Annotated in this window: 17 protein-coding genes, 1 tRNA gene and 1 other annotated feature; of the genes, 12 read left to right on the top strand and 6 right to left on the bottom strand. The window is 41.0% G+C overall.

Going from position 1 to position 18572, the window contains the following annotated elements:
* Positions 1 to 10: 10 nt before the first annotated feature.
* Complete coding sequence (udp, locus tag WKT01_RS01780) at positions 11 to 790, top strand: uridine phosphorylase (protein WP_340311337.1); 780 nt, start codon at positions 11 to 13, stop codon at positions 788 to 790.
* Positions 791 to 881: 91 nt separating this feature from the next.
* Here the strand turns inward: udp and WKT01_RS01775 are convergent.
* A tRNA-Thr gene (locus tag WKT01_RS01775) sits at positions 882 to 954 on the bottom strand.
* Between the two features lie 195 nt (positions 955 to 1149).
* Here WKT01_RS01775 and WKT01_RS01770 point away from each other — a divergent pair.
* Together WKT01_RS01770 and WKT01_RS01765 are read left to right on the top strand one after the other, a co-directional pair.
* The gene (locus WKT01_RS01770; RefSeq protein ID WP_340311336.1) at positions 1150 to 1479 is read left to right on the top strand and encodes a hypothetical protein; all 330 of its coding nucleotides are present in this window, start codon (positions 1150 to 1152) and stop codon (positions 1477 to 1479) included.
* A 28-nt stretch (positions 1480 to 1507) separates the two neighbouring features.
* The gene (locus tag WKT01_RS01765) at positions 1508 to 2206 is read left to right on the top strand and encodes an NUDIX domain-containing protein (RefSeq protein ID WP_059069913.1); all 699 of its coding nucleotides are present in this window, start codon (positions 1508 to 1510) and stop codon (positions 2204 to 2206) included.
* 180 nt (positions 2207 to 2386) lie between these two features.
* Here WKT01_RS01765 and WKT01_RS01760 read toward each other — a convergent pair whose 3' ends face one another.
* A complete protein-coding gene (locus WKT01_RS01760; RefSeq protein ID WP_340311335.1) occupies positions 2387 to 3847 on the bottom strand; it encodes a sodium-dependent transporter in 1461 nt (486 codons plus the stop codon).
* A gap of 175 nt (positions 3848 to 4022) precedes the next feature.
* On the opposite strand from WKT01_RS01760, the gene WKT01_RS01755 reads away from it, so the two are divergent.
* Together WKT01_RS01755 and pdxR are read left to right on the top strand one after the other, a co-directional pair.
* Entirely contained in the window at positions 4023 to 5690 is a 1668-nt protein-coding gene (locus WKT01_RS01755; RefSeq protein WP_059070510.1) for a glutamine--tRNA ligase/YqeY domain fusion protein, read from the top strand.
* Positions 5691 to 5799: 109 nt separating this feature from the next.
* On the top strand, positions 5800 to 7203 hold the full coding sequence (gene pdxR, locus WKT01_RS01750) for a MocR-like pyridoxine biosynthesis transcription factor PdxR (protein WP_340311334.1): 1404 nt from the start codon (positions 5800 to 5802) through the stop codon (positions 7201 to 7203).
* 166 nt (positions 7204 to 7369) lie between these two features.
* Here the strand turns inward: pdxR and WKT01_RS01745 are convergent, their stop codons facing one another.
* Positions 7370 to 7636 carry a hypothetical protein gene (locus WKT01_RS01745; protein WP_117975750.1) on the bottom strand — a complete coding sequence of 89 codons (267 nt, stop codon included), beginning with the start codon at positions 7634 to 7636 and terminating at the stop codon, positions 7370 to 7372.
* Between the two features lie 172 nt (positions 7637 to 7808).
* On the opposite strand from WKT01_RS01745, the gene cls reads away from it, so the two are divergent.
* Positions 7809 to 9368 (top strand): cardiolipin synthase, encoded by a 1560-nt coding sequence (gene cls / locus WKT01_RS01740; protein WP_117975636.1) that lies wholly within the window; start codon positions 7809 to 7811, stop codon positions 9366 to 9368.
* A 127-nt stretch (positions 9369 to 9495) separates the two neighbouring features.
* On the opposite strand, the gene WKT01_RS01735 is transcribed toward cls, so the two are convergent.
* On the bottom strand, positions 9496 to 10065 hold the full coding sequence (locus tag WKT01_RS01735; protein ID WP_117975637.1) for a DUF5067 domain-containing protein: 570 nt from the start codon (positions 10063 to 10065) through the stop codon (positions 9496 to 9498).
* Between the two features lie 132 nt (positions 10066 to 10197).
* Positions 10198 to 11301, bottom strand: a complete 1104-nt coding sequence (locus tag WKT01_RS01730) for a serine/threonine protein kinase (RefSeq protein ID WP_270394805.1) — start codon at positions 11299 to 11301, stop codon at positions 10198 to 10200.
* A gap of 99 nt (positions 11302 to 11400) precedes the next feature.
* On the opposite strand from WKT01_RS01730, the gene WKT01_RS01725 reads away from it, so the two are divergent.
* Together WKT01_RS01725 and WKT01_RS01720 are read left to right on the top strand one after the other, a co-directional pair.
* The gene (locus WKT01_RS01725) at positions 11401 to 11823 is read left to right on the top strand and encodes a hypothetical protein (protein WP_340311333.1); all 423 of its coding nucleotides are present in this window, start codon (positions 11401 to 11403) and stop codon (positions 11821 to 11823) included.
* A gap of 122 nt (positions 11824 to 11945) precedes the next feature.
* Positions 11946 to 13226: an adenylosuccinate synthase gene (locus WKT01_RS01720; protein ID WP_117975640.1), complete on the top strand. Its 1281-nt coding sequence runs from the start codon at positions 11946 to 11948 to the stop codon at positions 13224 to 13226.
* 432 nt (positions 13227 to 13658) lie between these two features.
* Here the strand turns inward: WKT01_RS01720 and WKT01_RS01715 are convergent, their stop codons facing one another.
* Positions 13659 to 13901, bottom strand: coding sequence for a hypothetical protein (locus WKT01_RS01715; RefSeq protein WP_082667548.1), 243 nt, complete (start codon positions 13899 to 13901; stop codon positions 13659 to 13661).
* Between the two features lie 160 nt (positions 13902 to 14061).
* On the opposite strand from WKT01_RS01715, the gene WKT01_RS01710 reads away from it, so the two are divergent.
* From WKT01_RS01710 to thrS, 4 genes are all read left to right on the top strand, one after another.
* Positions 14062 to 14577: an SEC-C metal-binding domain-containing protein gene (locus tag WKT01_RS01710; protein ID WP_117975641.1), complete on the top strand. Its 516-nt coding sequence runs from the start codon at positions 14062 to 14064 to the stop codon at positions 14575 to 14577.
* Positions 14578 to 15303, top strand: coding sequence for a YdcF family protein (locus WKT01_RS01705; RefSeq protein ID WP_059069895.1), 726 nt, complete (start codon positions 14578 to 14580; stop codon positions 15301 to 15303).
* 41 nt (positions 15304 to 15344) lie between these two features.
* Positions 15345 to 15552 (top strand) — a binding site (T-box leader).
* Positions 15553 to 15683: 131 nt separating this feature from the next.
* A complete protein-coding gene (locus tag WKT01_RS01700) occupies positions 15684 to 16550 on the top strand; it encodes an aldo/keto reductase (RefSeq protein ID WP_270394799.1) in 867 nt (288 codons plus the stop codon).
* A 38-nt stretch (positions 16551 to 16588) separates the two neighbouring features.
* Positions 16589 to 18523 carry a threonine--tRNA ligase gene (gene thrS / locus WKT01_RS01695; protein ID WP_340311332.1) on the top strand — a complete coding sequence of 645 codons (1935 nt, stop codon included), beginning with the start codon at positions 16589 to 16591 and terminating at the stop codon, positions 18521 to 18523.
* Positions 18524 to 18572 lie beyond the last annotated feature (49 nt).

Below are 18572 nucleotides of genomic sequence, written 5' to 3'. Positions count from 1 at the left end.
GCAAGGTAAGATGGTAGACTACACAGAAGGAGCCAGCATTCAGTATCATGTTGGATTGAAAGAGGGCGATGTGGGAAAGTATGTGATTCTTCCTGGAGATCCAAAACGATGTCAGAAGATCGCGCAATATTTTGAGAATCCTGTGCTTATTGCGGACAGCAGAGAGTTTGTTACCTATACGGGCACACTGGATGGAAGAAAGGTAAGCGTGACAAGTACCGGGATTGGCGGTCCATCTGCTTCTATCGCTCTAGAAGAATTGTGTAATTGCGGTGCAGATACCTTTATTAGAGTAGGCACCTGCGGCGGGATGCAGACAGAGGTGTGCGGAGGTGATCTGGTAATCGCCACGGGTGCTGTTCGTATGGAAGGAACGAGTAAAGAATATGCGCCGGTTGAGTATCCAGCGGTTCCAAATCTGGAGGTGACAAACGCTCTGGTTGAGGCGGCGAAAAAGGAGAACGTTTCTTATCATACAGGAATTGTTCAATGTAAGGATTCTTTTTATGGACAGCATCAGCCGGAAAAGCATCCGGTGAGTTACGAGCTGACCGAAAAATGGAATGCATGGCTGCGTATGGGGTGTATGGCGTCAGAGATGGAATCAGCAGCATTATTCATCGTAGGAGCATACAGAAGAGTGAGAGTGGGATCTGTTTTTTTGGTCGTGGCAAATCAGGAAAGAGAAAGACAAGGACTTCCAAATAAGCAGGCGCATGAAACAGATTGTGCGATCAAAGTTGCGGTGCAGGCAATACGGGATATGATCCAAAAAGAAAAGTTAAAATAAAAGCAGATCTTTGTATATAAAAATGACAGTTATAAAAAATGCGTATTCTGAAATGAGTCCACACTTTTTATAACTGTCCTCTTTTTTAAAAAGCTGCCTAGCGGACTTGAACCGCCGACCTCCGCCTTACCAAGGCGACGCTCTACCTACTGAGCCAAGGCAGCCTGCATTACAGTTGACTGTCACTGTACACAACGATATAAATATACAACATAATATAGAGTGTTGTCAAGAATTTTATAGGTTATATTTTGAAGAAAAATGCCACGATTTTTTACAAAATGTTAAAATGTCCGGGACATATGATATACTTAGAATAGAGTTTAAGGTGTGAAATCGGTACGGTTAAGAGAAGAAATATGAGAGTACCTAAAAGAGAAGAGTTACTGCCTCTTTGTGCCGCATTGAAAGAAATGACGGTTTTTCTTGAAAAAGATGCCAAGAACAGGAAACCTTATTTTTATCGCTTTCTGAACGCAATGGAAAACAACATCCGGATAGGCATGTATTTTAGTGCAGAGGATACAGAACAGCTTGGAAAAATATTAGTAAGAGACTGGAGTGCTGCAAATGACAAAATAGTTGGAATACCGGAGTATTTTTCTTTTTTGAAAGCAGAAGGCAGGCCCACGGAGGATATACTGCTGTTTATAAGTCTTATAGAAAAGATCGGGGTATTTTTTAGATGAATATCAGATAAAGAAGGGAGCGTTTAGTATGCCGGCATTTTTAAAAGATGTTTCTTTATTTCAAGGAACCGGAGAGAGAGATGAGAAAGGACAGACACTGGAGGAATTCTTGGAAAAATATGATCCGTATAAATATAAGACGCCTTGCTGCACAACAGATGCCGTTGTATTTTCCTATAATACGGATCTGATCAAAAGTGTAGATGAATTAAGTATTCTGCTTGTTAAACGCAGAAATCATCCCAGCATCGGTTTCTGGGGACTGCCGGGAGGTTTTATTGATTTGGAAGAAAATCTGGATGAAACAGCCAGAAGGGAATTGGAGGAAGAAACCGGTGTATATGGAATCACAATGGAGCAGCTTGGAACCTGGGGGAATTATGACAGAGATCCGCGGGCGCGCGTGATAACGACAGCATATATGGCATTAGTAAAAGAGGCGGAAGTAAAGGTACAAGCAGGGGATGATGCCGCAGATGCACTCTGGTGGAAAGTTTGTTTGAAAGAACTAGACACTATAAAGAAAGGAGAGTGGCTCTGTACAGAATATCTTCTTCAGCTGGAAAATAAAGAAAAGAAGTTAAGAACAGAAGCGGTTATAGAAAAAGAAAAAAAAGCGGGAATAATCTGTGAACAGAAATTTTATGTCAGAAAACAGGGGCAGATAGCGGCAGATCATGCGGCGATCATAGTACAGGCTCTGTTAAAATTAAAGAAAAGATTGTAATATACAGTTATCGCGCAATTATTTTTCAAGCGCTTCCACAGTGTTAGCTCAATTCCGCTTACGTTCCATTTCGCTATCGGCGATCGCCGAATAAAAAGAAACAGATCATACCCTGTTTACATGCAGGCATGACACATGGTATGATCTGTTCTTTTCGCATTGTTTGTTGCTTTGTTAAATTTATAGTTTGCTTTTTTTGCGGCTGACGGCTAATATCATGAACAGGAAGGAGAATGCGATCAGCATCCATATTACGAATACAGGGGTGCTTTGTTTGCTGAACATATCGTAATATCCTTTCAGATAAATGATGACAACGATCCACGGCAGTACATAAGTCATATACCCACGGATAAATTGCGGGAATTTTAATCCTTCTCCTGAGTTTGCTTCTCGAATAAAGTTTTTCCATCCCCATCCGTTTTTATGAGTACAGAAAAGCAGATATACGACGGAACCCAGAGGAAGAATATTATTGGAGACTAGGAAATCTTCCAGATCCATAATATTTGTACCTGCTCCAAGAGGCTGTATTTCAGATAATATATTAAATCCGAGAATACAGGGAATATTTAACAAAGTGATCAGTACGATGTTGATCCCAACAGACTTTGTACGGGAAAAATGGAACAGATCTATACCGAAGGAAACTATATTTTCAAATACGCCGACAATGGTGGACAATGCGGCAAAGAACAAAAATAGGAAGAACAAAGCTCCCCACAGACGCCCGCCCGGCATTTGAGAGAAAATGTTGGGCAAGGTGACAAAAACAAGACCTGGACCTACATCAGGTTCTACGTTGAATGCAAAACAGGCAGGGATCACGATGAGTCCGGCAGTGAGGGCTACGAAGGTATCAAGCAGTACAATACTTAAGGATTCTCCTGTTAAAGAACGGGATTGGTCCAGGTAACTTCCAAAAATGGCCATACCGCCCATTCCGATACTCAGGGTAAAAAAGGCCTGGCTCATAGCGCCAAAAATGACATTTCCTATGCCGCTTGCCTTCATTCTCTCAAAATCTGGTATGAGGTAAAATTTTAATCCTTCAGCAGAACCAGATAAAGTGACGGAACGAACAGCAAGAATAATCATGATAGCCAGAAGGCAGAGCATGGTGATCTTCATGATCTTTTCTACACCTTTTTGCAGGCCGATACTGCAGATCCCAAAGGCAATCAAAATGACAATGACAGTCCAGAAAAGAAGGCGGTATGGAGATTGGAGCATGGCATCGTATTTCTGCGCTACCTGTGCGGATGTAACATGTACAAATTCACCTTTTGCCATACGGAAACAATAGTAAAGCATCCATCCGCCGACACAAGAGTAGAACATGACCAATATATAATTTCCTGCGATCGCAAACCAGCGGGTATAATGCCAGCGTGAATGCGGCGGCTCAAGAGCATTGTAAGAAGTGGCAATACTTTTTTGACTGGCACGTCCTACACTGAATTCACAGACGATGATCGGCATACCGAGAATGATCAAAAACAAAAGATAGATCAATATAAATGCGGCGCCTCCGTATCTTCCTGTCATATATGGGAATTTCCAGACATTTCCCAGACCTATGGCACATCCTGCGGAAACCAAGATAAAACCAAGACGGGAACCAAATTTTTCTCTTTTCATATAAATAGTCCTTTCAAAATTAAAAATACTTTTCTAAGTATAGCATAGATGTGCATAAAGGGAAATAGGAAAACGATGAAGAACCGGTAAGAGAAAACAGCAAGACAGACCTTGTGGAGGCTGTCTTTTTATGGTAAGATTAGTGGCAGAAAAGTTTGAGATTGAGGAGGAACTTATGGAAAACGAAATCATTTCAAAGAACTTTATAGAGCAGGAAATAGACAAAGATCTCTCGGAAGGCGTTTATGATCATGTCTGTACACGTTTTCCCCCGGAACCAAACGGTTATCTTCATATAGGACATGCGAAATCTATTCTTTTAAATTATGGGCTTGCACAGAAATATAACGGTGAATTCCATATGCGTTTTGATGATACAAATCCTACGAAAGAAAAGGTAGAGTTTGTAGATTCCATCAAAGAGGACATCCAATGGTTGGGCGCAGATTGGAAAGAACACCTGTATTTTGCTTCCAGTTATTTTGATAAAATGTATGAATGTGCAGTGAAGTTGATACAAAAAGGGAAAGCATATGTGTGTGATCTTTCTCCAGATGAAATCAGAGAGTATCGCGGAACATTGACGGAACCGGGGAAGGAAAGTCCATACAGGAATCGTAGCATAGAAGAGAATCTGGAATTATTTACCGCTATGAAGGAAGGGAAATTCCAGGATGGAGAAAGAGTACTGCGGGCGAAGATAGATATGGCTTCACCTAATATTAACATGCGGGATCCGATCCTTTATCGTGTGGCGCATATGAGTCATCATAATACAGGAGATGAATGGTGTATCTATCCGATGTATGATTTTGCTCATCCGATCGAGGATGCGATCGAGGGGATCACACATTCTATCTGTACATTAGAGTTTGAAGATCACAGACCACTGTATGACTGGGTAGTAAAGGAATGTGAATTTGAAGCTCCGCCGCGCCAGATCGAATTTGCTAAATTATATTTGACAAATGTAGTGACTGGAAAAAGATATATTAAGAAATTGGTAGAAGACGGCATTGTTGATGGTTGGGATGATCCGCGCCTTGTTTCCATTGCAGCACTTAGGAGAAGGGGATTTACACCGGAGTCTATCAAGATGTTTATCGACATGTGCGGTATATCGAAAAGTCAGAGTTCTGTGGATTATGCGATGTTGGAATATTGTATCAGAGAGGATCTGAAGATGAAAAAGCCAAGAATGATGGCAGTATTAGATCCGATTAAATTGGTGATCGACAACTATCCGGAAGGGCAGACAGAGTATCTGGATGTAGCAAATAATCTGGAAAATGAGGAACTGGGAAGCCGAAAAGTGCCATTCTGCAGGGAATTATATATAGAAAGAGAAGATTTTATGGAAGAACCTCCTAAGAAGTATTTTCGTCTGTTTCCTGGAAATGAAGTGCGTCTGATGCATGCGTATTTTGTGAAATGTGTAAGTTTTGTAAAAGATGAAAGCGGTAAAGTGACAGAAGTGCACTGTACTTATGACCCAGAGACAAAGGCGGGCAGTGGTTTTACGGGAAGAAAGGTGAAAGGGACAATTCATTGGGTACCGGCTCCTTATGCTCAGAAAGCAGAAGTGCGTTTATATGAAAACTTGATCGATGAGGAAAAGGGCGTATATAATAAGGAAGATGGTTCCCTTAATTTAAATCCGAATTCTTTGAAAATCGTGAAAGATGCATATGTGGAACCGAGTTTTGAAGGTGCAAAAGCATATGACAGTTATCAGTTTGTAAGAAACGGATATTATTGCATAGATTCGAAAGATTCCAAACAGGATGCATTAGTGTTCAATCGGATCGTTTCTTTGAAAAGTTCCTTTAAACTTCCGAAATAATAGAAACTGCAAAACATAGATGGCAAGATGGTAAGGGCAGGTATCCTAAAAGGTAGGACCTGCCTTACTTTTTGAAGAAAGTGGACTGGTTGAGAAAGAGGGAATTTACATGAACGAACTAACCATTCATTTGCAGCCAGATACGGGTATTCCCCTGTATGAGCAGATTTATGCTTATATTAAACAAGATATACAGGGAGGCAGACTGAAAAGCGGAGAAAGGCTGCCTTCTACAAGGCAGCTTTGTCAGTATCTGGAGATCAGCAGGAGCACGGTGGAATTGGCTTACGAACAGCTTCTGTCAGAAGGCTATGTAGAAGCTAGGCCATGTAAGGGATACTTTGTGTCAGAAATAGAAGGACTTTACAGTTTGAAACGTCCGGTAAAAACGATAGAAGAAGAGGTAAAACATAAAGAAAAAAAATACCGGTATGATTTTACACCCAATGGAGTGGATCTAAAAAGTTTCCCCCATAATGTATGGAGAAAACTTTCCAGAGAAAGTCTGGGGGATGACCAGGCGGAGATGTTCCGTCTTGGGGATCCGCAGGGAGAATATGGACTTAGAAATGCGATCAGCAGCTATCTGCATCAGGCGAGAGGGGTGAATTGCCAGCCGGAACAGATCATCGTCGGGGCGGGAAATGATTATCTTTTAATGCTGCTGACGACGATCATAGGAACAGATCATAAAGTGGCGTTGGAGAATCCGACCTATAGGCAGGCATATCGGTTGTTTGAGAATCTTACTTATGAAGTATGTACTGTTGGTATGGATGAAAAAGGTATGTGTATTCCAGAATTGGAGAAAACAGGAGCAGATGTTGCCTTCGTGATGCCATCTCACCAGTACCCTTTAGGGATTGTGATGCCGATCCAAAGAAGGATCGAACTTTTGAAATGGGCAAATGCAGCAAAAGGGCGGTATATAATCGAAGATGATTACGACAGTGAATTTCGATATAAGGGGAAGCCTATTCCTGCCCTGCAGGGTTTTGATGCGCAGGAAAAAGTCATCTATACAGGGACATTTTCCAAGTCGATCGCTCCTGCTATCCGAGTGGGATATATCGTATTGCCAAAACCGCTTTTAACGGTGTATATGAAGAAATGCCGATTTTTAAATTCTACGGTTTCTAAAGTAGATCAGTTGATCCTGCAGAAATTTATTGAAAATGGATACTATGAAAGACATCTGAATAAGACACGCGCACTATATAAGAACAGGCACGATGTACTTCTTGGCTGCCTGAAAGAGGGAAAGATCAAGTGTAAGATTTCTGGTGAGAATGCAGGCGTACATCTGCTGCTTCATTTCTCAGGTGAAAATGAGGAGAGGCTGATAGAAAGGGCTGCTCAAAAAGAAGTAAAGGTATATGGGCTTTCGGAATATTATGTGGAAGAAAAAAAAGGAAGACAGGCAAAAGAAGCGATTATACTTTTAGGTTATGCCAATATGGGGGAAGAACAAATAAGGCAGGCTGTAAAACTGCTTTCAGAAGCGTGGAAATGATGTAAATAATAAAAGATACTGTAGGAAATGGATGCGTTTTCCAAAAGTTAAACTTTTATTGCGTAGTAGAATTTTTATCTGCTACGCATTTTTTAGACATAAAAATACCGACCTCCAATCGTGATCTAACTTTTTGGGGGTCGGTACATCGCGGTGTCTTTTATTATCATTTACTTTCTTTTTGGATATCAGATTCCTTTTTCGTAAGTTCTTTTTCTGTATCTTCTTTGTCATTTTTCTGAAGTGAAACGTATTCTCTGTCAGAAACTGGCTTTAAATCTACATCTAGATCTTCATCTTCCGTTAAATCAGGAGCGTCTTCGGTACACGCGTTCTCCTGAAGGCAGCTTCCCTTGCAGAAATAGGAAATAATAAGTCCGATGGCTGTTCCTGCGGCTGCCAGAATCAAAAACCATTTAAAAAATTTTTTCAATTTGACGTTCTCCTTTCTGTCAGATGACTGCCGATATTTAAAGAAACAGGCAGATAATCCACTTTTATTGTAATACTTTTTTTGCAAAAACACAATACTCTAGATTTATTGCAGCTGCAAATAAATTGTGATACACTAAATATGCTATCAGCAGAAAAGGAGCAAAAGAGAAATGGAAAACAAAGCCGTAAAAAAAGCAAAAAAAGGAATTTTAAGTGTGGTATTCAGCCGTACAGCTTTGCTATTATCGTTGGTGCTCATACAATTGCTTTTTATGTTCACGGTTGCAACGATCCTGCATGAATATGCCGTTTATGTATATGGGATCGCCTCACTGATCGGAGCAGGTGTGATCGTGTATATTATCAATGAACGGGGGAATCCGGCTTTTAATATGACGTGGGTTCTTTTGATTTTGATTTTTCCGGCGTTTGGATGTTTATTTTATCTTTATGTGAAGTCGCAGATTGGAACACGGTATATAGGGAAACGTCTAAGCAGACTGCGTATGGAGACGGCTCCGTATATGGAACAGAGAGAGGAAATTATAGAAAATTTAAGACAATATAAGCCGGCAGATGCGAATCTTGCTTATTATATGAAGCATCAACTGGATTTTCCTACCTACCAGAATACGCAGATGGAATATTTTCCGAGTGGAGAAGCGTGGTTTTCTGTATTGATGGAAGAACTGAAAAGAGCAGAAAAATTCATCTTTATGGAATATTTTATTGTGGCGGAAGGAAAGATGTGGGGCGCTATTCTGGAACTTCTCAAAGAAAAGGTGAAAGAAGGAGTAGAAGTCCGTTTTATGTATGATGGTATGTGCAGTATTTCACTGCTTCCATACGGTTATCCTAAAGAAATCAGAAAATATGGAATTGCATGCAAGATGTTCAGTCCTATACGTCCGGTGCTTTCTACGACACAGAACAATAGGGATCACAGAAAGATCTGTGTCATAGATGGAAAGGTAGGATTTACAGGGGGATTGAATCTTGCAGATGAATATATCAATGAAAAAGAGAGGTTTGGTTATTGGAAAGATACAGCAGTTATGCTAAAAGGGGATGCAGTACAGAGCATGACGATGCTGTTTTTACAGATGTGGAATGTGACGGAGACACAGCCAGAGGATTATAAGGCATATCTGACGAAAATGAAGTCGAAGGTGTTAAAAGACAGCGGCTTTGTCATTCCCTATGGAGACAGTCCTTATGATCATGAAAATGTAGGAGAAGAAGTATATTTTCATATTTTAAACCACGCGAAAAAATACGTACATATTATGACACCGTATCTGATCTTGGACAATGAAATGCTGGATACATTGACGCATGTGGCTAAAACAGGGATCGATGTGAGCATTATCATGCCGCATATTCCGGATAAATGGTATGCATTTGCAGTAGCTAAGACATTCTACCGAGATCTGATACAATCTGGAGTAAAAGTGTATGAATTTACACCGGGGTTTGTTCATGCAAAAAGTTTTGTATCTGATGATGATACGGCGGCGGTAGGTTCTATAAACTTAGATTATCGCAGTTTATATCTGCATTATGAATGTGGGATCTTTATTTATGATAATCCGGTAGTTACATCAATAGAACAGGATTTTCAGGAGACACTGAAGAAATGTCATCTGGTGACATTGGAAGATGTGAAGCGAGTAAGTCTGTTTATGAAACTGTGCGGACGTATATTAAGGCTGATAGCGCCTTTGATGTAAAAAAATTTACGGAGCATGAATGTATAAAACGTTTCATGCTCCGCAAAGATTGCACTGCGGCAAAAAGGCGTCATGCTGCTGAAGCAACCAGCCGCAGGCGGAGAATTCTGCACTGCAGAATTCTTTTTTATTGCAGTTCAATTGTTTTTGTTCCAAGCTCTTCGCCCATAAAGCTGGCCACTGCAGTTAAAGTAACAGGTTTGTCCGCATAGTTGGCATTATAGGCAATGCAGGCAGTAACTGTACCGCCTGGTTTGACTTGGGCTATACTTGCATTTACAAGCTCATCATAAGGAGAACCGGTTGGAGTCATACCAGCGTTTAAAGTTTCTACTGTCGCGTCTGTTTCCTGAGTTGGCGTCATATAAAGCGGCCATACGGCAGCCGGAGTTTTGTTTTCATCACTGTTGTTTGTATATTCATAAGTAAAAATGACAGCGGGAACACCAAGCGAGTAATTGTTTTCAGCAGGAATGATCTCTGTGTTGGTGATTTTAATGGTACATTCTTCTGTCTGCAGTACATCGTCTCTAAAATAGACAGATTCTTCTTCTGCTTCTTTCTTTTCAGCAGAAGCAGTCTTTCCTGCTTTTTTGGAATCATCGGAGGAGCCGGAAGAATCAGAAGAACCGCCGCAGGCAGCAAGTCCGAGACAGATGGCAAGTGTCAGTAAAGTTGCAAGAAATTTCTTTTTCATAAACGTTCCCTTCCTTTTATGTTTTTTATGTTATGTATTTTCCTACAAGAGCAAAAATACAGCCCTCTGTATTTAGTATACAAAGGGCTGTTCTGTTTTGGTATGCACGGAGCATACAAAAGGTCATGTGCATTATAAGATTACTTCCCATATGAGTATATATAAAAATAAGAGAAAGAAGGAAAGAAAAAACAATATACATTTTACTAAAAAACGATAAAGCGTAGAACGCTGGGCAAAATTTTTAATATGTGCTTCATAGTTTCCGGCATTTCCAAAGATACAAAAAGGAATATAAAAGAGAAAAATTAAAACCATCCAGTATCCTCTGCTGCCAGGTCCAAAGGGAATCAATATATCCATTGAGGAAATAGTCAAAAGGATAAGAGACAGATATCCGAATATGCTGCCCAGAATGTGCAAAGGCTTCTTTTTATGGAAGCCAGGCAAAAGCAGAAGGAATTTATGACACAGCGCTAAAGCGCCTTTTTGAACGGCAGCCGCAGAAGCCGCAGGTATGCGGCGCAAAAGAACAGAGTGAAGTTCCCCCACATTGGAAAAACGGTTTGCGGGATCGATCTGCGTACATTTTACGATTATATCCGACAAAAATATATCTGAGGAAAGTTTCTGTGCAGGGAGTTTTCCTGTAAGCATATAATTGATGAGAACACCCGTAGAATAAATATCACTTCTTTCGTCAGTCTGGCCAAATCCAAACTGCTCAGGTGAAGCAAATCCAGCTGTTCCAAGAAGCTGTGTGTCTCTTGTTTGCCCGTCTTTTTTGATTCGCGCAATTCCAAAATCGATTAATTTTACGACATGGTCTGTGGAAATGATAATATTTCCAGGAGTAATATCACGATGTATGATTCCTCTTTTATGCAGAAAGAATAAAACATCACAAAGCTGCAAAATATATGTGCGCACTTCTTCTCTGGAAAATGTGCGTCCCTGCTCTACGGTCTGAAAAATGGTTGCTCCGCTGATGTATTCAGTCAATGCATAATAGCGACCATTGCATGTATAAAGCGCATATATTTTAGATAAATTCGGATGTGTATACTCTTTAAGAACTTGGTATAGTTCATATTGCTCAAAAGTCAGCTGCTTTTTGACGGCGAGACTGCCTGTAGAGTTTTCCTTTACAAGAAAGGCAGAACAATTTTCTGTATCTTGCAGAGGTGAAAGAATTTCATATGCATTTTCCAGATAATTACCTTTTAGATCGGACATGGGATACCGCCTTTCTTGATTTTTTCTATAAAGTATTTTATCATAAGTCATATATTTGTAAACTAGATTTCCGAAATGCGTAAGGAAGAAGGGAAAAGCGTGGGAGAAAAAAGTACAGATGAATTATTGAAAATATTAAGAAGTAAGCAGAATTTTGATGAATATTTAAGAGAAGAACCTGCATTCTACACAGGAAAAATGGAAGATGAATTAGCGGAACTGCTTACAAAAAAGAACTTGAAGAAAGCCGAGATCATCAAGCGTTCCGGGCTGGATAGGACGTATGGCTATCAGATTTTTTCGGGTATACGTAAGCCGACAAGGGATAAACTACTTGCTCTGGGATTTGGCATGGGACTCACAGTGGAGGAAATGCAGAAACTTCTGAAGGTTTCAGAATATCCTGCTTTGTATGTGAAGAACAAGCGGGACAGTATCATTTTGTTCTGTCTGGATAAAGAGGTATCGTTGATCGAGACAAATGAACTTCTTTATGAAATGGAAGAAGCTGTAATAGAATAAGAGAAGAATAGGAAAATAACATTTTACATAATGGGAAAAGTATAGTATAATTCATACGGCGGTTCTATTATGCCAGAAACGCTGTGAATGATGAAAAAGCAAAATACGCAGGAGGGTTTAAAATGGTAAAAGCAGTAGTTGGTGCAAACTGGGGCGATGAAGGAAAAGGCAAGATCACAGATATGCTCGGTAAAGAAGCTGATATCATTGTCCGGTTTCAAGGCGGAGCAAATGCAGGCCATACGATCGTAAATGATTATGGGAAATTTGCGCTGCATACACTGCCTTCAGGAGTGTTTTACAGCCATACGACCAGTATTATCGGAAACGGAGTGGCGTTGGACGTTCCGGTATTATTCAAAGAAATGCAGACGATCGTAGAACAAGGGGTGCCAAAGCCAAAGCTTCTTGTATCTGACAGAGCACAGATGGTCATGTCTTATCATAAGAATTTAGATGCCTATGAGGAAGAAAGACTGGCAGGAAAGTCATTTGGTTCAACAAAGTCAGGAATCGCGCCATTTTATTCTGATAAATATGCCAAGATCGGTTTCCAGGTCAGTGAACTGTTTGACGATGCTTTGCTAAGAGAAAAGGTTATCCGTGTGGCAGAACAGAAAAATATTCTGTTGGAACATTTGTACCATAAACCATTGATAGATCCTGAAGAACTATATAAAGAACTTATGGAGTATAAAGAAATGGTAGCGCCATATGTGTGCGATGTTTCTTTATTCCTACACAAGGCTATAAAAGAAGGGAAAAATATCCTTTTGGAAGGGCAGCTGGGCTCCCTGAAAGACCCGGATCACGGTATTTATCCGATGGTAACATCTTCTTCGACTCTGGCAGCTTACGGCGCGATCGGCGCTGGTATTCCGCCTTATGAGATCAAACAGATCATTACAGTATGTAAGGCATATTCCAGCGCGGTAGGAGCAGGTGCCTTTGTCAGTGAAATATTCGGTGAGGAAGCAGAAGAATTAAGAAGAAGAGGCGGAGATGGTGGAGAATATGGCGCAACAACAGGTCGCCCAAGACGGGTAGGCTGGTTTGACTGCGTGGCATCTAAATATGGATGCAGAATGCAGGGGACGACAGACGTTGCATTCACTGTTCTGGATGTTTTGGGATATTTAGAGGAAATTCCTGTCTGTGTAGGATATGAAGTGGACGGGGAAGTGATCACAGATTTCCCGGTTACTCATCTGCTTGAGAAAGCGAAACCCGTATGGAAGAAGCTGCCAGGATGGAAGAAAGATATCCGCGGCATAAAGACCTATGAAGAATTACCGGAAAACTGCCGGAAATATATTGAATTCGTAGAGGAACAGATTGGTTATCCGATCACGATGATCAGCAATGGCCCAGGCAGAAATGACATTATCTACAGAGAGAAATAAAAGATGAGAAAGAAAAGTACTGTATCGAGAATGATGCAGTACTTTTTTGTATAGTATGACGGTTTCCGTATAGAGGGAAAAGTGCTGATAGTATTAGAAGATCCAAAATAAGAATTTCTTAAGAATCAGATAATCAAAACTTTAGATATTTTCCATAAGGAGGACACAATTGACAAGTATAATAAAACTATGTTAAGGATAGAAAAATATTTTTAGCATATTTTGAAATAGGGGAGAATATAATATAAAGCTGAGGTTTAATTAAAAGGAGGTATTTTTATGCGTCAGAGCAACATGGGAAGAAACCAGGAGATAATATCGCTGGAAGAATACCTGCAGAAAAGACTAGCGATAAGGGAAAAAGAGTCTTTGGAAAATTCACATAAGAAAAAAAGAGCAGAAGAAAACACAACTGCTCTGGAATTAGCCGAATTACTGTATGTCTGACTGATCGTCGGTATGTATGTCTGATCCTATCTCTTGTCTGTTGGCCAGGCGGTAGACGAGAATGCAGGCATATAAAAGAACAGGGAGCAAAATGGTCAATGCGACAGAAGCCGCCAATAATTTAAGAGAAAATGCTGTATCAATAAAGGCAAAGACTAGTGTGCTGCCATACATACAGACAAGCAGTACGACCGTTATAAAGGCGAGAATACGTTTGGACTTTTTCATAGGGACTCCTTTCTATAATGCTTCTATCCAGTATTTATGAGAAACAGATGTGTCGAAAAACCGATGCAGAATCATTATATACCAAATAGTAGTTTACGGCAAAGAAAATTTGGTATATAATAAGTTCGCGGTTGAATTTTAGATAAAGGAGCAATATACAATGAGTGAAAAGAGTTTATTAGAACAGTGGAGAGCAGCTGCTTATAACAGAGAACTGTCCAAGGATCAGTTGGAAAAATTCTGGGGAGATTACTTTCAGATAGAAAAAGAAATATATGAAAAACTTTTGGCGGAGCCGGATGTGGAAGTGAAAGGAACCGTAAAGGAACTGGCGGAAAAATATGGGCAGGACGTTATGACTATGGTAGGTTTCCTGGATGGGATCAACGATAGTCTGAAAGCAGAGAATCCAATCGAGACGATGGAAGAGGATACGGTCGTAAGTCTGGGATTTGATAAAGAAAAGCTGTACAAAAATATGGTGGATGCAAAGGCAGATTGGCTGTATGAATTGCCGCAGTGGGACGCCATTTTTGATGAAGAGACAAGGAAACGTCTCTATCGTGAGCAGAAGCAGTCAGGAACGATCCGTAAGGAAAAGAAGATCGGCAGAAATGATCCTTGTCCATGCGGAAGCGGAAAGAAATACAAAAAGTGCTGCGGAAGAAATGTATAGATGAAAATATATTTTTTGTGTGCGGGTATTTTAGGGATTTTGTATTATCTGATACTTGCGTTTTATTCAAAAAGGTGGAATTCCACATTTACGGGATTCTGGCTGGCGGCAGGCGGTGCACATATATTTCTCGGATGTGTACCGCTTTCTTTTGATATAAAAAAAGTTCTTTTTGTTTTATTGGTGTTTGGCTGGGGGACTTTTTTGATTGTTGAGAGTTGTATTTTACGAGCTATGCGAAATTCCGGTAAGGGACATGCGGCGTATCTGATCGTGCTTGGGGCGCAGGTACGAGGAAGAAAAATAACGGATTCTCTCCTTAGAAGGTTGGATGCTGCAATACCATATCTGCTTCAATACGTGGAGACAACAGTGATCGTATCAGGAGGACAAGGGCCAGGAGAAGATATAACAGAAGCAGAGGCAATGGCAGAGTATTTAGAGAAACAAGGGATTTCCAGAGAGCGGATCATAAAAGAAGAAAAATCTACATCTACAAGGGAAAATCTGCGTTACAGCCGGCAGTTTCTAAAATCGCCGGAAGAATCTGTCTGTATCGTCACAAATGATTTTCATCTGTATCGGGCGCTTATAACGGGCAGGCAGGAAGGGTATAGGAATGTATCCGGGATTGCGGCAGCATCCAACCCGATATTCCAGTTAAATTATCTGGTGCGGGAGTTTTTTGCTGTTCTTGCCCTTTGGACTTTTGGAAAATGCAGTTGACAAAAAGAAGAAGGATGTTATAATGAGGCTATATGAAAAAAGACAATACGTTGATGAGAAGAGTAGGATGAGGAAAGGACACAGAGAGGGAAGTCAAAAGGCTGGAAGCTTCCTGTTGCGGAACCATCTGAAAACTACCTCGGAGTGACTGCAAAACAGTCCGGTGATACCGTTATCATTATAAATGAAGTGGTTCTGGCTTCTGCCAGCTCAAATAGGGTGGAACCGCGGGAATATCCCGTCCCTTTCTGTATTTAGCAGAAAGGGACTTTTTATGTGTGAAAGTACGAAGCTGTTTTTACACAGAGGCAAAAAAGTCCAGGGATACCGGCATGGACAAGAGACCTTTTTTGAGTGAAGAGGAGAAAGGAGCAGGAAAAATGAAAAGCATATATGATTGTTATACATTAAGTAATGGATACAAAATTCCCTGTATGGGATATGGTACGTATAAAGCGGTTGAAAAAAAGAATGCAGAGATCATAAAGAGCGCTATAGATGCGGGATACCGATATTTTGATACCGCTTCTTTTTACGGTACAGAGGAATATCTGGCAGAAGCGATCGCAATGAGTGGACTTCCAAGGAAAGCGTTTTTTATTACGACAAAGCTCTGGAAAGATGAGATGGGTTATGAGAATGCCAAAGAAGCGTTGGAGAAAAGTTTGAAAAGGCTGAAAACAGACTATGTGGATATGTATCTGATACACTGGCCTCTTCCAAAACCTGGATACAAGGAGTGGAAACAACTTGACAAAGAGACGTGGAGAGCCTTGGAAGATCTATATGAAGCAGGAAAGGCAAGAGCGATAGGCTTAAGTAACTTTCTCCCTCATCATATAGAAAACATATTGGAGGACTGCCGTATAGCACCGATGGCAGATCAGCTGGAGTTTCATCCTGGCTATAGTCAGGAGGCGGCGGTGCAGTATTGTCAGCAGAGAAATATTCTGGTGCAGGCATGGAGCCCGATAGGAAGAACACGGGTCTTAGAGGAAACTCTTATAAAAGAACTGGCGGAAAAGTATCATGTATCTGCTGCACAGATCTGCCTGCGGTACGCAGTGCAAAGAGGTGTGGCGCCGCTTCCGAAGTCGTCTTCTTTGGAACGGATGAAGCAGAATCGGGATGTATTTTCTTTTGTGTTAAGCACAGAGGATATGTATCGGTTAGAGACAATGCCCCAGTGCGGTTGGTCAGGAGAACATCCGGACCGTGAAAGAGTACCTGCACAGCAGGTGGGATAAGAAGAAAGAAAAAGCGTAGAGAAAGGATGAATGAGCAAATGAAAATTACGTTAAAAGATGGTTCTTGTATGGAATATAAGGAAGGAAAATCTGTGATCGAGATCGCGGCGGACATCAGTGAAGGGCTTGCCAGAGTTGCGACAGCAGGAGAAGTGGATGGAGAGATTGTGGATCTGCGTACGGTGCTTGATAAGGATTGTGAATTGAATATTCTTACTTTCAATGATGAAAAAGGAAAAGGGGCATTTCGTCACACAGCTTCTCATATTATGGCACAGGCAGTTAAGAGGCTTTACCCGGAGACAAAACTGGCGATCGGCCCTTCTATTGCAGACGGTTTTTACTATGATGTGGACAGAGATACACCATTTACAACAGAAGATTTAGAAAAAATTGAAGCAGAGATGAAGAAGATCGTTAAAGAAAATCTTGCCATTGAGCAGTATACAATGCCAAGAGAAGAGGCACTTGTATATTTCCAGGAAAAGAATGAACCGTATAAAGTAGAGTTGATCGAGGATCTTCCAGAAGGAGAAACAATCAGCTTTTATTCTCAGGGTGAATTTACAGACTTATGTGCCGGACCGCATCTGATGACAACAAAACCGGTAAAAGCGTTCAAATTGACTTCTCTTGCGGGTGCGTACTGGAGAGGCAGTGAGAAAAACAAAATGCTGCAGAGAATTTACGGGACAGCTTTCCCAAAGAAAGCAGAGTTGGAAGAATATCTGCATATGATGGAAGAAGCCAAAAAAAGAGATCACAGAAAATTAGGAAAAGAGTTAGGGCTTTTTATGATGAAAGAAGAAGGACCGGGCTTCCCGTTCTTTCTGCCAAAAGGGATGGATCTGAAAAATACTTTGTTGGAGTATTGGCGTGAAATCCATCGTAAAAACGGATATGTGGAAATTTCTACTCCGGTGATATTAAGCCGTCATCTTTGGGAAACATCGGGACACTGGGATCATTATAAAGATAATATGTATACGACAGTCATTGATGAAGAAGACTTTGCAATAAAACCGATGAACTGTCCCGGCGGAATATTGGTGTATGAATCGGAACCGCGCTCTTACAGAGATCTGCCGCTTAGGATGGGAGAACTGGGGCTGGTACACCGGCATGAGAAATCAGGACAGCTTCACGGTCTGATGAGAGTACGGTGCTTTACGCAGGATGATGCGCATATTTTTATGACACCGGAACAGATCCGCGGAGAGATCAAGAATGTAGCAAAGCTTATAGATGAAGTATATAGCTTATTTGGCTTTAAGTATCATGTGGAACTTTCTACACGTCCGGAAGACAGCATGGGCAGTGACGAGGACTGGGAGATGGCGACAGACGCTCTTAGAGGAGCACTGGATGATCTGCAGCTTCCTTATGTAGTAAATGAAGGGGACGGCGCATTCTATGGACCAAAGATAGATTTCCATCTGGAAGATTCAATCGGCAGGACATGGCAGTGTGGTACGATCCAGCTTGATTTTCAGCTGCCCCTTCGATTTGAACTGGAATATACAGGAGACGATGGAGAAAAGCACAGACCGATCATGATACACAGAGTAGTATTTGGTTCCATTGAGCGTTTTATCGGAATACTGATCGAGCATTTTGCAGGCGCTTTCCCAACCTGGCTGGCACCGGTACAGGTAAAAGTGCTTCCTATTTCAGATAAGCATATGGAATACGGGCAGAAAGTATTAAAAGAGCTGGAAGACGCTGGAATCCGTGCTGAGATCGACAGCCGTGCGGAAAAGATTGGTTATAAGATCCGAGAGGCACAGATGCAGAAGATCCCATATATGCTCGTTGTAGGAGCGAAAGAGGAAGAAGAAGGGCTTGTTTCTGTCAGAAGCCGTTTTGAGGGAGACGAAGGGCAGAAAAAAACAGGAGAATTTATCTGCAGTCTGAAAAAAGAAATTACAGAAAAAGCAGTGCGTGAAGTGAAAAAACAAGATTCGAATAAATAAAAAAATACAGGGCATAATGATATTGAATCTGTAAAAAAGGAGGATAACA

It is taken from the genome of Mediterraneibacter sp. ICN-202921, assembly GCF_037890075.1.
GTDB lineage: Bacteria > Bacillota > Clostridia > Lachnospirales > Lachnospiraceae > Mediterraneibacter > Mediterraneibacter massiliensis.
Note: the sequence above shows the minus strand (reverse complement) of the source record. Positions and strands in the feature narration are given on the sequence as shown.

What these genes read in the sequence shown, in the direction of transcription:
- pdxR (WP_340311334.1), top strand. Translation starts at nt 5,800, where the DNA reads ATGAACGAACTAACCATTCATTTGCAGCCAGATACGGGTATTCCCCTG.
- WKT01_RS01710 (WP_117975641.1), top strand. Translation starts at nt 14,062, where the DNA reads ATGAGTGAAAAGAGTTTATTAGAACAGTGGAGAGCAGCTGCTTATAAC.
- WKT01_RS01700 (WP_270394799.1), top strand. Translation starts at nt 15,684, where the DNA reads ATGAAAAGCATATATGATTGTTATACATTAAGTAATGGATACAAAATT.
- WKT01_RS01720 (WP_117975640.1), top strand. Translation starts at nt 11,946, where the DNA reads ATGGTAAAAGCAGTAGTTGGTGCAAACTGGGGCGATGAAGGAAAAGGC.
- WKT01_RS01770 (WP_340311336.1), top strand. Translation starts at nt 1,150, where the DNA reads ATGAGAGTACCTAAAAGAGAAGAGTTACTGCCTCTTTGTGCCGCATTG.
- WKT01_RS01755 (WP_059070510.1), top strand. Translation starts at nt 4,023, where the DNA reads ATGGAAAACGAAATCATTTCAAAGAACTTTATAGAGCAGGAAATAGAC.
- WKT01_RS01735 (WP_117975637.1), bottom strand. Translation starts at nt 10,065, where the DNA reads ATGAAAAAGAAATTTCTTGCAACTTTACTGACACTTGCCATCTGTCTC.
- WKT01_RS01765 (WP_059069913.1), top strand. Translation starts at nt 1,508, where the DNA reads ATGCCGGCATTTTTAAAAGATGTTTCTTTATTTCAAGGAACCGGAGAG.
- udp (WP_340311337.1), top strand. Translation starts at nt 11, where the DNA reads ATGGTAGACTACACAGAAGGAGCCAGCATTCAGTATCATGTTGGATTG.
- thrS (WP_340311332.1), top strand. Translation starts at nt 16,589, where the DNA reads ATGAAAATTACGTTAAAAGATGGTTCTTGTATGGAATATAAGGAAGGA.
- WKT01_RS01705 (WP_059069895.1), top strand. Translation starts at nt 14,578, where the DNA reads ATGAAAATATATTTTTTGTGTGCGGGTATTTTAGGGATTTTGTATTAT.
- WKT01_RS01760 (WP_340311335.1), bottom strand. Translation starts at nt 3,847, where the DNA reads ATGAAAAGAGAAAAATTTGGTTCCCGTCTTGGTTTTATCTTGGTTTCC.
- cls (WP_117975636.1), top strand. Translation starts at nt 7,809, where the DNA reads ATGGAAAACAAAGCCGTAAAAAAAGCAAAAAAAGGAATTTTAAGTGTG.
- WKT01_RS01730 (WP_270394805.1), bottom strand. Translation starts at nt 11,301, where the DNA reads ATGTCCGATCTAAAAGGTAATTATCTGGAAAATGCATATGAAATTCTT.
- WKT01_RS01715 (WP_082667548.1), bottom strand. Translation starts at nt 13,901, where the DNA reads ATGAAAAAGTCCAAACGTATTCTCGCCTTTATAACGGTCGTACTGCTT.